This is a genomic window from Clostridium amylolyticum (assembly GCF_900142075.1).
Classification (GTDB): Bacteria; Bacillota; Clostridia; order Clostridiales; family Clostridiaceae; genus Clostridium_AA; species Clostridium_AA amylolyticum.
Genome location: NZ_FQZO01000001.1, coordinates 209,125 through 224,181, shown reverse-complemented (window position 1 = coordinate 224,181; position 15,057 = coordinate 209,125). Strand labels below are relative to the sequence as shown.

General features: G+C 34.9%; 17 protein-coding genes and 1 pseudogene. All 18 read right to left on the bottom strand.

What is annotated here, in order from left to right; all coding sequences use genetic code 11:
• Positions 1-181 precede the first annotated feature (181 nt).
• The 18 genes and pseudogenes from BUA82_RS01160 to mvaD all read right to left on the bottom strand — a co-directional run bounded on the left by BUA82_RS01160 (position 182) and on the right by mvaD (position 15,052).
• A complete protein-coding gene (locus BUA82_RS01160; RefSeq protein WP_073003898.1) occupies positions 182-754 on the bottom strand; it encodes a TetR-like C-terminal domain-containing protein in 573 nt (190 codons plus the stop codon).
• Positions 755-815: 61 nt separating this feature from the next.
• Positions 816-1,187, bottom strand: a complete 372-nt coding sequence (locus tag BUA82_RS01155; protein ID WP_073003897.1) for an iron chaperone — start codon at positions 1,185-1,187, stop codon at positions 816-818.
• A 65-nt stretch (positions 1,188-1,252) separates the two neighbouring features.
• Positions 1,253-1,663 (bottom strand): DUF1801 domain-containing protein, encoded by a 411-nt coding sequence (locus tag BUA82_RS01150; protein ID WP_073003896.1) that lies wholly within the window; start codon positions 1,661-1,663, stop codon positions 1,253-1,255.
• A 197-nt stretch (positions 1,664-1,860) separates the two neighbouring features.
• The gene (locus BUA82_RS01145) at positions 1,861-2,088 is read right to left on the bottom strand and encodes a DUF2798 domain-containing protein (RefSeq protein ID WP_073003895.1); all 228 of its coding nucleotides are present in this window, start codon (positions 2,086-2,088) and stop codon (positions 1,861-1,863) included.
• The gene (locus BUA82_RS01140; RefSeq protein WP_178140670.1) at positions 2,075-2,536 is read right to left on the bottom strand and encodes a MarR family winged helix-turn-helix transcriptional regulator; all 462 of its coding nucleotides are present in this window, start codon (positions 2,534-2,536) and stop codon (positions 2,075-2,077) included. Before BUA82_RS01140 ends, BUA82_RS01145 begins: the two co-directional genes overlap by 14 nt.
• Before the next feature lie 293 nt (positions 2,537-2,829).
• Positions 2,830-4,011, bottom strand: coding sequence for an ABC transporter permease (locus tag BUA82_RS01135; RefSeq protein WP_073003894.1), 1,182 nt, complete (start codon positions 4,009-4,011; stop codon positions 2,830-2,832).
• A 2-nt stretch (positions 4,012-4,013) separates the two neighbouring features.
• On the bottom strand, positions 4,014-4,700 hold the full coding sequence (locus BUA82_RS01130) for an ATP-binding cassette domain-containing protein (RefSeq protein ID WP_073003893.1): 687 nt from the start codon (positions 4,698-4,700) through the stop codon (positions 4,014-4,016).
• A complete protein-coding gene (locus BUA82_RS01125) occupies positions 4,693-5,568 on the bottom strand; it encodes an efflux RND transporter periplasmic adaptor subunit (protein ID WP_073003892.1) in 876 nt (291 codons plus the stop codon). Before BUA82_RS01125 ends, BUA82_RS01130 begins: the two co-directional genes overlap by 8 nt.
• Before the next feature lie 527 nt (positions 5,569-6,095).
• Positions 6,096-7,196 (bottom strand): DUF4179 domain-containing protein, encoded by a 1,101-nt coding sequence (locus tag BUA82_RS01115; protein ID WP_178140668.1) that lies wholly within the window; start codon positions 7,194-7,196, stop codon positions 6,096-6,098.
• On the bottom strand, positions 7,189-7,716 hold the full coding sequence (locus BUA82_RS01110) for a sigma-70 family RNA polymerase sigma factor (protein ID WP_073005073.1): 528 nt from the start codon (positions 7,714-7,716) through the stop codon (positions 7,189-7,191). Before BUA82_RS01110 ends, BUA82_RS01115 begins: the two co-directional genes overlap by 8 nt.
• Positions 7,717-8,503: 787 nt before the next feature.
• Positions 8,504-8,704 (bottom strand): annotated as a pseudogene (locus BUA82_RS01105) (Tn3 family transposase); the annotation flags it as partial.
• Positions 8,705-9,095: 391 nt separating this feature from the next.
• Complete coding sequence (locus BUA82_RS01100) at positions 9,096-9,311, bottom strand: hypothetical protein (RefSeq protein WP_073003889.1); 216 nt, start codon at positions 9,309-9,311, stop codon at positions 9,096-9,098.
• A gap of 23 nt (positions 9,312-9,334) precedes the next feature.
• Positions 9,335-10,372 carry an ArsR/SmtB family transcription factor gene (locus BUA82_RS01095; protein ID WP_073003888.1) on the bottom strand — a complete coding sequence of 346 codons (1,038 nt, stop codon included), beginning with the start codon at positions 10,370-10,372 and terminating at the stop codon, positions 9,335-9,337.
• A gap of 318 nt (positions 10,373-10,690) precedes the next feature.
• The gene (locus tag BUA82_RS01090; RefSeq protein WP_073003887.1) at positions 10,691-11,227 is read right to left on the bottom strand and encodes a superoxide dismutase family protein; all 537 of its coding nucleotides are present in this window, start codon (positions 11,225-11,227) and stop codon (positions 10,691-10,693) included.
• Between the two features lie 51 nt (positions 11,228-11,278).
• Positions 11,279-12,391 carry a phosphomevalonate kinase gene (locus tag BUA82_RS01085; RefSeq protein ID WP_073003886.1) on the bottom strand — a complete coding sequence of 371 codons (1,113 nt, stop codon included), beginning with the start codon at positions 12,389-12,391 and terminating at the stop codon, positions 11,279-11,281.
• Between the two features lie 19 nt (positions 12,392-12,410).
• The gene (locus tag BUA82_RS01080) at positions 12,411-13,769 is read right to left on the bottom strand and encodes a tripartite tricarboxylate transporter permease (protein WP_073003885.1); all 1,359 of its coding nucleotides are present in this window, start codon (positions 13,767-13,769) and stop codon (positions 12,411-12,413) included.
• Between the two features lies 1 nt (position 13,770).
• The gene (locus BUA82_RS01075) at positions 13,771-14,043 is read right to left on the bottom strand and encodes a hypothetical protein (RefSeq protein ID WP_073003884.1); all 273 of its coding nucleotides are present in this window, start codon (positions 14,041-14,043) and stop codon (positions 13,771-13,773) included.
• Positions 14,044-14,077: 34 nt separating this feature from the next.
• Positions 14,078-15,052, bottom strand: coding sequence for a diphosphomevalonate decarboxylase (gene mvaD, locus BUA82_RS01070; RefSeq protein ID WP_073003883.1), 975 nt, complete (start codon positions 15,050-15,052; stop codon positions 14,078-14,080).
• Between the last annotated feature and the right edge of the window lie 5 nt (positions 15,053-15,057).

Below are 15,057 nucleotides of genomic sequence, written 5' to 3'. Positions count from 1 at the left end.
TAACTTTGTGAATATTTGTTGTCTGTAGGATTTATTTATACTTATAATATAGCTTTTTAATATCTTTTACATTAGATAAAAAAACTGCAGTGTTCGAAATTCAAACACTGCAGTTCATTTGTCTAATTTTTAGGCATTTACATTAGAATGTCTAATAAAAAAGAAATCTCATATTATTTTTTTACCAGATATCAGTTAATCCAACACTTCGCTTAAGGGATAGGACAATGTTTCCATCGAAAAGCTGCCCTATTCTCCTGCTGATAACATCAGGGTCTTCCTTCATTCCTGTAGCAATCCAATGCAGCACCATTTGGGTGAGGGCACACTGATAAAAGGAAGCAATAAGTTTTTTATCCCCCGAAGAGGCTGAGATACCATCGCTTACTTTTTCAACATACCTAATCATGACATTTCCTGATACATTGTATATATAGTTCTCCAATTCTTCTCTTTGCATGGAATTATATACATGATAAATTGCTCTTCTGTTCTCTAAAGCAAACTTAGCAGCCGCAATAAAGCTCTCCTCCCAGGACAGTGTATCATTATATTCATCAATGACTCTCTGAAGTTCTGTTTGGAAAATCTCCGACAAAATTGCATAAATATCTGAATAGTAATAATAAAATGTATTTCTATTGATCTCACATTCTGCAACAATAGCCTTAACTGTGATTGTGTTAAGTGGATGCTCATTCAGCATCTTTATGAATACCTGGCGAATCATTTTTTTTGTATATTGCTGTACCAAGACACCACTTCCTTAATGCTAATCTATATTCAAAATTATAGCATATGATAAGCTATTTTCATCATTTTCTCCAAAAAGTTGAACATTCTGCCTTATCCAAAATATTAAACTGGATGATTTTTTCAAGTAATGATAAATCAACATGGCTATCCCATGGGATGCGTATCAGCTCCTTACTATGGTTATAGCCAGCCTGCACAATTTCCCCAGAAAAATGATCAATCCCTACCCTTTCAGGGGCAACGGCTAAATGATGTTTTGCTACGCTAAAGCCGATAATAAATGTGCCGTGATCAGTAAACATAGGCTGATTCCATGCAATTTTAGGAATTAGATTAGGAAACGTTTTAATTATCCAACCAAAAACCTCTTCCAGCCGGGCCTTATGTTGCAGGTTATCAATACCAGCTAAATATTCTGCAAAAACTTCCATGTTGTTCCCTCCAAAAATAAAAATTAGTCTGTTAACTCAAAACCCAAGCAGGCTGACTCAGAAGCTCACCTCTTACGGGAAGTCTTGCTGCTAGAATTATTTAATGCAATGGCAGCTCTGATTAGCTCCTTAAGAGCCTCCTCGTTCACCTGGTCTCCCTGGTGGAAGTCTATGGCCCTCCTGACATTCCCATCCAAGCTTGAGTTGAAAATATGCATATGGTCCTCCAGTGATGCTCCTTTAGCGAAAGTCATCTTCACCACATTCTTATAAGTCTCCCCGGTACATATTATCCCGTCATGAGACCATACAGGGGTCCCTCTCCACTTCCACTCTTCCACTACCTCCGGGTCTACCTGTTTGATTATGTTCCGCACCTTTGATAGCATCTGACCGCGCCAATCACCCAGTTCCTCAATTTTCTCGTCTATTAGTTGGGACGCTGATTTAGAGTCTTTCTCAGGCTTCTTTTCCATAATTAATCACCTCCTAAACTACTTTAAAGTTGAGTTACCCATCTCTTTCTTCTGTAAAAGGCATTGTTCTCCACATGTCTTGAGGAGATAAAAAAGATGCCACCTGAGCCTGGAATCCCCTTGCGGGCAGGCCTCAACATTACCCTTGGCTTAGCACTATTCACAAACAGAACAATCAAGATACTTAGGAAAGCCTACTATTCCTCCACTACCTTATTTACTATCCTCTCTGCCAATGGAATAAATATATTAGCCAACGGCACAGAAATGGCTGTCCCCACCAATGAAGATTTTAAAAATGCCATCAAGAAGCCTGGTTTAAATCCATAATTTATTAATACCATAAAAAAGGCAATGGGTACAGATATAAATACAGCAGCAAGACATGAAAATATCATTCCCCTATACTTCTTACTTATTTTCATAAATATCATCTCCTTTTTGATCTCCATGTAGTGATTTTAATGACATATTCTTCAATACATTGGATAGCATTTTTAATTCATCATCATTTACATCTGATGAGATCAAATCATCCCAAGATTTTAATGCATTATATATTCTGTGTTTTACCTTTAGAGCCTGATCTGTAACTTGTATTCTATAGGATCTTTTGTCCCTTTGATTTTTTATTCTTTTTATATATCCTTTATCCTCTAGGCTCCTTATACTCCTTGTTATCGCTGCCTTATCAATATAATATATTTCAGCTAACTCCTCTTGAGTCAATTCTTTATTTTCATAGAGCTTTATCAAATATATATATTCACCCGATGTTATATTTAAGTCCTTCAATTCATTATTTATGAATATCTGAAACTGTCTATACAGTATAGATATCCATCTGCCAAATTCTTCGTATATGTTTTTCATATTTATCACCATATTTATTTTACAAAATTATAATTGACAAGTCAACTATATTAGGATAGACTTCCAAAAGGCATCAAGATTTCTCATTTCAATGCCTTTGAATTTTCTTTATCTAATTTCTGTGCTATCTAGAATACATGGGGTGGAGGGAGAATTTGCGTAACCAGTGGCAAAGTTAAAAAATAAAGAGCATGCTCCCCATATTAAAGTACTTCTATTAAATAATAATAGAGTGGCAAGCCACTCTATTGAGAGTCCCAATTAGGGAACTTTTTACTTATAGCATCAAGTTTTTATTTATAAATCGCCTTAATCGGATCCAGTTTTGATGCATTAATAGCAGGTATGATTCCAAAGATTATTCCAACAAGGACTGAGGTAAGTGTAGCTCCTAAAAAGCTTGCTACTGTTAATACTGGAGGGAATGGCAAGAATTTACCAGCTACCTTGCCAATGAAATAGCCTAAAAGTATTCCTATTAGCCCTCCTGCCCCTGTAACAATTGTCGCTTCAAAAAGGAACTGAAGCAATATACTTTTGGGTTTTGCGCCAATGGCTCTTCTTATACCAATTTCTCTCTTTCTCTCAGAAACTGAAACATACATTATATTCATTACCCCTATTCCCCCAACGAACAAGGAAATTCCAGTTATGAAAGCTAAAAATGCTGTTAACCCACCAATTATTTTATCAAAGGCTTTTGTCATTCCCTCTGGCTCTTGAAGCTTATAGCTGCCCTTCAAATTTGGATGATATTGCATAAGCATTCTCTTTGCATCCTCAAAGGTCTTATCTTTATTACTGCCTGGTTCAATATAAACATCCAGGCCATCGATAGGTTTATTTTCATTTACGTCGCTTGGAGTATAATTTGAAATATAACTTGAGTTACCCATTATTGAAAATTTATTTGTTTGTTCTAAAATTCCAATTACCATATAGTTATAACCACTAATTTCTACTCCATGCCCTATAGCATTTTCTGGTGAATCAAAAAGAGATACTGCTGCTTCATTAGTTAATACAAGGAGTTTTTTAGAAGCATCTCCCTTATTAAAAGAGCGACCATACTTTACATTTATCATTTTATTTTCATAATCCTCTACCAAAACAGCAGAATTCCTATCGAAATAGGTAGCCCCTACAGTGGTAGTAACAAGTTCTCCAGATATCTTAGAAACCTCTACCTTTTCTACTCCATCAACCTTTTTAATATTAGCTATATCATTTTTAGTAAAAGGTTGAATTAAACTTATATCTGTTATTTTATTATCCGCAGTAAAGCCTATTTTAATTTTATTTGCCTTAGTTTCTGCCATAGACTTTTTTATCTCTATCTTAAATCCATTAGCTATTGAAAGAATAGTGGTAACAGAACTTATCCCTATAATTATTCCTATCATTGTGAGAAAAACTCTTAATTTATGTGCTTTCAGACTGTACAATGAGGTTTTTAATAAATTAATAATCGACATATCTACTCCACCTTTGTTATTAAGCCATCTTTTAAATGAATTACTTTACTGGCATACTTAATCAAATCTTCATCATGGGTCACCATTAATATTGTTTTCTTCTCTTCATTAAGTCTTTTTAAGATATTCATTATATCTATCCCTGTTTCACTATCTAAAGCACCTGTTGGTTCATCGGCAAAAATTACATAAGGATCATTAATAAGAGCTCTAGCTATTGCAACACGCTGCTGCTGACCGCCCGATAGCTCTGAAGGTGATCGTTTCTTTTTGTCTAATAAGCCTACTGTATCCAAGTACTTTTCAACTCTTTTTGCTCTTTCTTTTCTAGACATACCATTCTTTTCTCTGTATAAAAGAGGAAGCTCAACGTTTTTACCTATAGTTAGAGAATCAATTAAATGAAACTGTTGAAAGGTGAATCCCATATAACTATTTCTAAGCTCTGACCTTTGGTTTTCATTTAAATTAGTAACATCCTTACCGTTGAATATATAATTTCCCTTCTCAAAACGGTCTAGAAAACCAAGAAGATTTAGCAGTGTGGTTTTTCCGCTTCCTGACTTCCCCATTATCATAACAAACTCGCCTTGATTTATAGTTAAATTTATATCCTTTAATGCATGCAGCATATCATTTTTCAGCTTGTAATATTTATTTACATTTTTCAATTCAATAACCTTATTCAATGACATTACCTTCCTTCATATCTGGAGTAGGAGTTATAATGATAGTGTCATTTTCCTTTAATCCTGTGTTCACAGAGACATCATTTGAGCCTTTAATTTCTTCATATTTGATTTCTTGTTTTATAAGCTTCTTATCCTGAACTTTAAACACGTATTTCTTTCCATCCTCCTCTAGAATTGAACCTTTCGATATTTTAACTTCTCCTGAAAGCTTCACTGAAACTTGCACATGAAATCCATTTACAATTCCCTCTTGAGAATCCAAAGAAAATCGCATACCATAAACTGATAAATTTGAACCTCCAGTAATCATCCCCTGCATATCTTCATCTGATATGCTGCCCGGCTCACTTGCTACACTTTTTACTTTACCAGTTATAGTTTTATCTAAAGCATAAACAAAAATATCAGCAGCTTGATTTTCCTTAACCTTTATCAAATCTTTTTCATTAATCACACTCTTTACAATAAGTGCTGTTGATTTAATTGTGATAAATGGCTTATTTTGATCATTAGAATCATTTAAAAATACCTTACCATCAATAGGTGCTGTTATGTTTGTAATCTTCCCTTCATTTTGATCATTCTTATAGGTAAAGAGGATATCACCGCCCTTTACTACTTGTCCAGTCTTCACAGAAACCTTAGATACAGTTCCTTTTGAGGGATCTTGATTTATATTTATCACCTTTTCTGGTAAAATAATTCCGTTTACAAACACTTTATCACTCTGAGAAATAGTATATAGCGGTATTCTGTTAGATTCCTTAGTGGCTTGTGGTTTATCTTTTTTGGGCATTAATACAAAAACACCTGATATTATTATTACAGCAACAATACTAAATAAAATTACTAGTTTCTTTTTCATGTTTTCTCCTCCTAAAATAATTTGAAATTTATTAATTACACTTATTAGATAAATAAATAAAATAAATAGTTGCAGTTACAATGATTATTTTAAAAAGAATTTTAAGAAGAAAGAGAATTAGAATTTCAAAGGTAATCGTCAAATAAAAATGTGGATTGTCCCCTATCTTATGTCTGTGAAATAATCTCCAATATAAAACAAGAATGCTAAAGTAACTTAGGGTTCTTAAGGGATTTTAGATATTTCGAGTCTAAAGATTAGAGGAAAGCTATGGATAAACTTACAACTGAAACGCATGGTTACCACCTGGCTCTATGGACAAACAGGATAAAAGAATTCCGTGCCAGCGTATTGACTCTAAGCAGATGGTGCGAGCAGAATAACATTGGAGTCAAGAATTACTACTTTAAAACAAAAACAGGAACTGTTACGCAGTTAACTAATCAGTTAGCTGTGTAGCAGCCCCTTAATTTTACTGTATAAAGCTTTCAGTATTACAATTCCAGTGTCCTAAATGGTAATATATTTTACTCCATTGGAACAGAGCAGGAAAACACTTCTTCATTATGATCGTTTAAAAATATTAATTTCAGGTTTTTAACATTTTTATTTATATTGGTAAATCTAAAGGTTATGTCGGAGAATCTGCCGACCATTTCCTTTTTATTAATGGTATTATAATTTTCATACTCTTTATTATTCTCATCTACAACTTTTAGTTTATTAATCTTTGAAAAATCAATTTTCACAGAAACATCAGCAGTAAATGGAGTAATAGTTATATCCTTTATTGTTACATTTTCTGATGATATATTTGGTTTTACAGTTTTTACTTCATAGACAATAGATTTCTTAACTTCAAACTCTAGGTTCCACTTTCCATTAACATCAGATGGACCACTATAAAATTGATTTTTTTCGATATTTCCTGTTTCAACTATACCACTTAGAAATTTAATTTTATTTATATCAACTTTCATTTTAAAATTATTAGGTACATCTTGAAAACTTGATAAATCAAACTCACTTATTCCAATGAAGGTATGATCATCTATAAACTTGCCATGTACAGCACCACCAGTTTCTTCTAATGCTAACATTTTGCCGTCTTTTGACAATGAAGGCAATAGTTTTTCAGCTTCTTCTGGTGCAATATTATAATTAGGTTGAAAACTTACTCTTTTTATTCCTTCTAATATCATTCCTATATCGTTAGAACTGAAATAAGCTTTATCAGCAGGAGTAAATGCACTTTCATTTTTAATTTCATAGCTTAATAAAATATGGTTATGATCATCGATTATTGCTTCATTTACTTTTACTTGAATACCATTATCTTTGGCAATCTTATTGATCTTTTGAGCGTACTTTACATAATCTTTATAGTCTTTATTTATACCTAAGGCCTTATCTATTTCTTGAATTACAATTCCTATAACTGGTATACTTTCAGCTAGTGCTGGCTTGGCGTAATTTACAATTGACAGACCTCCAATAAGTATGCATGCTGCAGCTACTTTTTTAAAGTTTTTATGTTTCACGTACCTTTCGCCTCGATTAATCGAAGCTTCTATTCTGCTGTCTAATTTCTCTGTAGGAATTTCTACATGAAATGATTTTTTATCCACTAATAACATCCTCCTTTAATGATTTTCTTAGTGCTAAAAGTCCACGTCTTATATGAGCCTTCGCAGTATTTTCTGGAACTTCCATTATTTCTGCTATGGTCGATATCTTTAAATCATCAAAATATTTAAGAACAATTGCTGTTCTTTGTTTATCGGTTAAGATGTTTAGAGCCTTATATAACTCTTCATGATCAATGTTTAAATTTATATCATCATATGAACTATCTAATTTCGAATTATCTGCTTCTAGCACGATTTTATTTTTTTTCCTTAATAAGCTTATACACTCATTTATCAATATCCTAATAAGCCATGTTTTAAAAAATTCAGGCTTTTTCAATTTTTTTATTGATATGTATGCTTTATATACACTCTCATCAATAGCATCTAAAGCATCATCCTGGTTTTTTGTATATATATAAGCTACATTATATAGTTCATTTTTATATTGATGAATGAGTGCAGTGAAAGCTTCTTTATTGCCTTTTACGGCACTCCTAACAAGAAAAGTTTGTTCCATAAACATTCACACTCCCTTCTAAAGCAATATTATATCATTTCACCTATTAGATAAATTATGATAGTAAAAAGTTGCACTATGAAATTATTTTTTACAACCTAAACTGCAAACATGAGTAATCTTGCCTAATTTGAGCCAGCTATAATTTATTCCACGGTCCTCTTGACAGTGAGCATCCATCGGCGTGTCTTCAAGCATCAAGGGCATCACCCATGTTGAACAAGGAGCAGGGCTTTGGAGAATAGTTGATGCCTGGCGGTTCAGACTAACAAGCCGATACTCATTGTCAAGAGGCTTTCGCGGCATAAAAGTTTGATGTTGGCTTTGCGTCCGGAATCATGGCTCAGCAATCACTGGACTGGTGGCTCTAAAACAAAAGAATATTCAGCAAACACTCTCAGAAAATAGAGAACTTCTTCACTTCGCTTTTTAAATTTATTAGGCTTTATCATAACGAATAGCCCTTATATTTCAAGGCTCAATAGGGCCTAAAAAACTTAATAACTCAAATTAACACACTTAAAGAACTAGGCTAAGCGATAAATTACACAGTGTAGGAAAAAGGTTTATGGCTCAAGGGATAAGAAAATTGAAATCTAAATAGAATCTAAAGCAGTATAAAGCATTGAAAATACTTAATTTGAGGTTAAATAGATTTTGAAATTAAGATAGGGATTTGAAAAAGGATTAAAAAATAAGGATGATAGAAATTGAAATCCTTATGCCTTAATCCTTTCATTTATATATATATTTATTGATAAACCACTAGATTATAACAATAAATGCTTTATAAAGCTAATTCAATAGGCAGTCTCTCATTCATGTCTAAGTTAAAATTTCCATACGGATTTACATGGGTATAAATAAGAGGAGTCAACGCCCTAAAATCCTCAGCTTGCAATATATTAAATAATCTACTATTTGATAATACCTGTTGAATCATTAATGTATTTATATAAACAAGGCAGTTTTGTACTAAATGAATTGCAAAATATATGCAATCCAATACAATGAGTACAATTCACATTTTTCTTATAAAGTAAACTTTTTATTTTTTACACTTAATCAGGTAAATCCTTGATTTTACTCAGTTTATTTATTTCATTTGCAGGCTCCATCAAAATATCCATTCCTTATTTTCTTTGGATAACACCGCCATTTGAGGAAATAAAGCGCAAACGGTATTCATCGATGCAGCATAAGTTTCCCCGATACATATCATCCCATGGTGAGGAAATACAGGGGGTACCACTCCAACTGAAGCTTAGAAGAACTTATCTAGGAGCTAATCGCTCGTTATCCCACTACTTGAAGAAGTATAGGTATTAGGAGCGATTAGCTATCTGATAATCCCTCCTTCCAAGAGGGTTAATGGCTTATTATAGATGGGTAGTGAAGCTGGGTAATTTTATGAACCCCAGCCATTTTTTAAATAAATATTTTAAGCTTTTCCCTCCATACTTGTGTTTTGGATAAATCTCTTTTTTCTCTCCAGTCCTGTAGATAAATAGAGGGGAAACACCTTCTAGTCTGCAGTAAACATCTACTTCATTAGTTAGTTTTATATTGTATTGATCTTGATACTCTATTATCATAATCCCTATTCTCCTTCATTTAATTATAGATTAAAGTTATTATTTAAAAAATCTACACTTTTTTTCAAAGTGTCTTTCCTCAGTGAATAGTATCCCTTCTGTCCAACTTTTTCTAAAGTCACAAGATTAGATGCCAGAAGATAGTTCATGTGGTATGATACAGTTGCCAAAGTGATTCCAACCTTATCAGCAATCTCTTGGCCGTATAGATCCTTGTCTTTAAGCAAGTTTAGAATTTGAAACCTGGTTTTGTCTGAAACATTTTTAAATACGCTTATGGAGGCATCTCCTGCACCCAAGGATAATCTTACTGTTTCCTCATAATCCATACCGATAAAAATATATAATTTTTCTCCTACAATTGTACAAATAAGGGTTCTAGAACGGAAAAAGAGAGTGCCAATAATTATTTCCTCTGCATCTAGTCTAATTGAATCCTTTACCAGCTTTGTAAAAAATACTTCTCCCTCAGAATTGATACCACTCTCAACATAGTTCTCAAAAGTTTCTATGAGCTTTTTATTCCTGCTTAAAATCTTTTTATAGATAGGAATATATCTTTTTACAAGCTCAATAAATCCCTTCATAGAGCTTCTTACATCTCTGAAAAACTCTAGTGCCTCCCACTTAATGGAGGAGGAAAGCTTTATATTTCTTAAAAAATCCATTATCCTGGTTCCATCCTGAGAAATGAGTATTAACTCCTCATGGCTTATTTTTGGTCCTGCAGAGTTTAAGTTTGAAAGAACAATTAGCTTCACTTCTTCATCACTTAACCCAATAAGATAGTCAACAAAGTTGTCAACTGACAAATCAGATGGTATAAATCTTGATCTGGCAAAGGTGATGGCTGCTCCTGTTTCCCTACTGAAGAAAAGGTCACTATTTGCTATATCCATGGTTATTCTTTCCTTTATGAAGACGAAAGCTTCTTCAGCTGCCTTATTCAAACTAAGGTTATATTCTTCGTATATATGTTTATAGTTATCCTTATAGCAATAAACCAGCCCCTCCATTGCATCGTGTACCCGTGATAAACCTCTGTTAAACTCTATATTCATTTTTAAATCCCCCCTTAAGGAATATACTATACTTATATTAATATTACTTAGATACTTATCTAATATTAATGTATGCATACTTAGATAAATTGTGAACATATATTTAGATATATATCTAAGTATGTTTTAAATTTCTATTTTTTTATATATTAACGAAACTGCCTTAATTTAATTACACGTCATATAGATTCAAACCCAAATAAAAAAGCCAATTGATTTTTATTTCTCAAAAGGCTCCTGGTTCTTTAAGTTGATTTTTCAATATCTACAAAAATTAGCCAAAAAAATTTGCAATAGCTCTCACTATTGCAATTTTTATTACATCATCCCCTGAATAACACCACAAGCCAGCTTCTTACCAGATGCTCCTGCAGGCTGGGTTCTATAATCGTCTGGGTTTTCATGTATTATTACGGCTTTTCCAATAATATCTGAGACCTTAAACTTATTAGTAAAGAAACTCATTCTAGCATAGCCATTGTTGGAAAAGAGCACTGGGAAGTCTCCTGCATGATTCCCATGGGGCTGGTTGGTAGGATTCCAGTGTCCGCCTGCTGCCATAAAGGGATCTGAGGGGTTGCCTACTTCGCAGTTGCCTTTTTCGTGGATGTGAAAACCGTGGGGACCAACTGGTGGGTTTCCGCCCATGGCAGGTTTATAAGGAGGCAGGCCGTTTACTTCTACAGCAACCTCTACTCCTCCAGGAACATCTATAAAGGTTACCATACCACGAATATTTGGTACTAAAGGTCCGCCACTTAAATATGCTACTGCCTTGCTATACTGTACATTAACATCTTTTCTCCAGCCATAATAATTATTAAAACAATCATAGCCGTTATAATAGAATGTCATAAAACCCTCCATATATACTACTACAATTTATGTTATGAAGGACTTATTAAATTAGTTACCAGATTTTACAGAAACACCCCTTTGGGATACAGATAAATCTAATGGGAGAATATCCGCCTCTTCCCAAGCTCTATATAGCTCTTCTTTATGGTTATCACTTTTTAAAAAAGCAATACCGCAGTCTCCCCCTCCTGCACCTGAGGATTTTCCACTGCCAAAGCTTTGAGCTATGGAAGATAATTTTCTTAACTTCTCCGTTTCAATGTCCATGCCAGCATTTTCACCTAGCTTCCTAAGAATTTTGCCATTTAGTGCAAGGCTATTAATGGCTCCTGCATAATCATTTATCTCAAAGCTTTTGATCAATTTATTCACTGCCAAGGAGCTTTCCTTTAGAAAGTCTTTATAAGCTTCTAAATTACCTTCTTTATAATTCTGCAGTTTCTTGATCATAGGTGCTGTGGCTGCTGGCTCTTTGGTCCATCCTACCACTAGCTCTAGGGATGAGGGCGGGGTTAAGGGTTTAATTAATAAATTTGGCCAAGGTTTCTTTATTATGTCTGTTAGCTTGTTCCCTTGCTCTAGCTCCTTTAACACCCATTCACCATCAAAGGCACAATACTCAAGCCATCCACCATATACCGCTGCCGCCACATCTGCACCAGAGCCACTTTTTTGGGTCTTTAAATGTACAATGGCTGATAGCTTAAATATTGTATCTAGATTAAGTAGTTCCTTATCACAGCTATGAAAAGTTAAAATAGAGGAAATAACCGCAGTAACAATAGCTGCGCTGGAACCTAGTCCATACTTTTTATTGGTTGAGGCATCGTCCAGTTCACTTTTGATTTGCAATTTAAAGCTCTGAGGTTTCACGGACTTTTCCTGTAAAAGCTGGTGGGCAACAAGAAAAGCATTTCTAATAAATCCTAGTCGTAAATCCTCTATGCTAAATTGCACCTCTTCATTATTTATTTCCCAAGTGATGGCTTCTAGTCCCCACTGTGGCAGGGATAGAACATTTTCCTCCCCGGGTTCTATTTGAACTGTTACGTAGCGGTTTACTGCCGCTACCACTGATTTCTCATTAGGTTCCAGTACAGCATACTCTCCAGCGATCATAAGCTTACCTGGTACTTTTACCTCATGGCTAGAGTAACTCATGGTCTTTCCTCCCTTTCTCTTATATAGCTCCTAAGGTTTTAACAATCCACGGTGCCGAGTATAAAATCATAAATAGAACACCGTAATTAACACCTAAGCGGTATAGTGTTCCTGACACAATTCCGATTAAGAGTACACCTGCAACATTAATCCATCCTGCATCCATAAAGGCAAGTAATACCACTAAGGCTAAGAATAGTCCTAACATCGCTTCATGAGGGATTTTTTTAAACACAAAGGCACAAATTTGCTTGGAGTACTTCACTGCCACAAAATAGGTAAAGGCAGAAGCGATTATTGCTCCAAGAAAAGTTGCCCAAACAAAGTCCCAGCTGGATAGTAGATGGTGCATATTTCTCTCTAAGGTATATACCGGAGGAGCATTAAATAAGGGATTGGCTGGTCCCAGTGCCATAGGAGATAAAGGTATACCTAAAGCAATAAGAGGAATCAAGGTTCCTGACATATAGGTAGCTTGGGCTAAGGCTTCCATGGTAGACACTGCAAGGGATGACTTTTCCACTGGATCCTTAACCCGGCTGGCAAAGAGTTCTCCTAAAAAGGTAGTAAGACCTACAGGGCTCAGAATAAATGTAAAAGAGCCTATAAGGGAAGCAATAGCGCTATAACCTACCTCTTTTTTAGTTAAGATTTTAAAAGGATTAGGGAATCTTTTGATTTCCTCTGTTCTATTTAAATGAATCTCCTTTTTATCATACCTTGGCATGCTTTCTCTCTTATCTTTATTAAGAAGTTCAAATAGGGTTAAAATAACTGGTCCTATGGTTATACCTAAGAAGAAGGAGATAAATACATTAGTTCCCTTTGGCACCACTCCAATTCCCCAATATAGGTGACGAAGTCCTTGAATCAATAGAGCAAAAGGTATTATTGAAGCGAGGCTCACCCATTTCTTTTTGCTCATAAGGGCTAATAGTATAGCTCCTACGAAGAATATTGGGTCTCCATACTGTTTAATGGAATTGGCAAAAGGAACTATAGCACTGGCTAAAAATAAGCTTACAGGCAGGGAAACAAAGGTTCCAATAATAGCTCCTGAAGCAATCTTTCTAATGCTAGTATCTGTCATCCCGTGCTTCTTCAGCACCATAGCATGCTCCACCATAGGAGTAGACATAACCCCCGCAGGAATCCCTGCTATGGAAACAGGCACCGCATCTATAAGTTTACATGCCACAATGGCTGAAATAAAGAAGGACAAGATTACAGCAGGATGTAAACCTGCTAAAACCAATACTAAGGTAATAGGTGCAAGGGTTGCAGTTTCATCTGCCCCAGGTACGGCACCAATAATTGTATATACCACCGCTGCTACTGCAGCTGCAATAGTTGCTTGTATAATTATTGAAAAGTCCATTTTAATCCTCCTGCTCTGTTTCTATAAGCACTCTTTTAGGTTTAATTAAAACAGCGCAAATTACAAAACCCAAGATGGCACCTGCTAGTCCTCCAAATAAAGGCTTAGGAGGGGTATTAGGCGCAAGAAAATATCCCCCAAGGGACATTATAGTGCAAATTATAAGGGATATAATTAAGTCTTTAATACTAACCAAGTCTTCCCATACTTCTATATTATTTTTTGAATCTTCCCTTTCAGGAGATTCTTTTATATTTGAAATTTTACTGTTCATTTAATTCACTCCTACCATTTATTTAGTAGATTTTTTACAGATAGGTTATCCCTGCCCCTGGATGACAAGTAATAACCTCTTTCACAGAAGGTAATGTTAATAAAGCTTCATAAACCTTCTGTTCATCCTCAGGTAAACAAAGTACCTTCACATTTGCTCCTGCATCTATGGTAAAATACACCGGAATACCATCTTCTCTAAGGTTTTGAACCTGCTCCATTACCTCCATGGTGCCACTTTGCCAATAAAAAAATGGAGGTGTTGCCCCGAGCATGGTGGCGTGCATCTTCAGTGCATTTGCTTCCACTACCCTTCCAAGCTTCTCAAAATCTTTGGAAATTATAGCTTCTCTAGCTTTTTGTAAATCCGTATCTATAGTTTGTAACCAGCCAGTATAAAATGGAGAGGTCTCTACAGTACGCTTCATGCCTTCCCTGCTGGATATCTTCTTTTGTTTAGAAGCTACCATCACGGATAGTATACTAATATTCCAACGGTCTTCAGGTAAAAGCTGATGTGCTACAGAATCTTTTCCATCTGCCCTTTCACCCTTTTGCCACTCCACATAGCCGCCATAAATAGAACGGCAAGCAGATCCTGAACCTCGACGAGCTAGTGCAGATAATTCTTTTTCGCTGAGCTCTAAATTTAAAGCCTTTGCTGCCGCCGCTGATAAGGCTGCAAAGCCTGAAGCAGAAGAAGCGAAGCCCGCTGCTGTAGGAACTCTATTTTCAGAGGTAATTACTGCATTTAAGTCAGTACCAGATAATTCTCTTATGATATCAAGAAACCTAAAAACCTTCTGTCCTTCCGCTTCACTGGATAATTGGTTATTCAATAAAAAAACATCCTTTTGAAGGTCTCTTTTAAATTCTACTGCGGTTATGGTATAAAATCTATCTAATGTAATAGATATACTACCGTTCATAGGCAAAAATAACTTCTCATCACGTTTTCCCCAATATTTTATCAGAGCTATATTAGTGTTTGCTTTTGCTGTAGCCTTCATGAAAT

Coding starts and splice junctions, on each gene's coding strand:
- BUA82_RS01155 (WP_073003897.1), bottom strand. CDS start 1,187: ATGGAAGTTTTTGCAGAATATTTAGCTGGTATTGATAACCTGCAACAT.
- BUA82_RS01150 (WP_073003896.1), bottom strand. CDS start 1,663: ATGGAAAAGAAGCCTGAGAAAGACTCTAAATCAGCGTCCCAACTAATA.
- BUA82_RS01145 (WP_073003895.1), bottom strand. CDS start 2,088: ATGAAAATAAGTAAGAAGTATAGGGGAATGATATTTTCATGTCTTGCT.
- BUA82_RS01140 (WP_178140670.1), bottom strand. CDS start 2,536: ATGAAAAACATATACGAAGAATTTGGCAGATGGATATCTATACTGTAT.
- BUA82_RS01135 (WP_073003894.1), bottom strand. CDS start 4,011: ATGTCGATTATTAATTTATTAAAAACCTCATTGTACAGTCTGAAAGCA.
- BUA82_RS01125 (WP_073003892.1), bottom strand. CDS start 5,568: ATGAAAAAGAAACTAGTAATTTTATTTAGTATTGTTGCTGTAATAATA.
- BUA82_RS01110 (WP_073005073.1), bottom strand. CDS start 7,716: ATGGAACAAACTTTTCTTGTTAGGAGTGCCGTAAAAGGCAATAAAGAA.
- BUA82_RS01100 (WP_073003889.1), bottom strand. CDS start 9,311: ATGATAATAGAGTATCAAGATCAATACAATATAAAACTAACTAATGAA.
- BUA82_RS01095 (WP_073003888.1), bottom strand. CDS start 10,372: ATGAATATAGAGTTTAACAGAGGTTTATCACGGGTACACGATGCAATG.
- BUA82_RS01090 (WP_073003887.1), bottom strand. CDS start 11,227: ATGACATTCTATTATAACGGCTATGATTGTTTTAATAATTATTATGGC.
- BUA82_RS01085 (WP_073003886.1), bottom strand. CDS start 12,391: ATGAGTTACTCTAGCCATGAGGTAAAAGTACCAGGTAAGCTTATGATC.
- BUA82_RS01080 (WP_073003885.1), bottom strand. CDS start 13,769: ATGGACTTTTCAATAATTATACAAGCAACTATTGCAGCTGCAGTAGCA.
- BUA82_RS01075 (WP_073003884.1), bottom strand. CDS start 14,043: ATGAACAGTAAAATTTCAAATATAAAAGAATCTCCTGAAAGGGAAGAT.
- mvaD (WP_073003883.1), bottom strand. CDS start 15,052: ATGAAGGCTACAGCAAAAGCAAACACTAATATAGCTCTGATAAAATAT.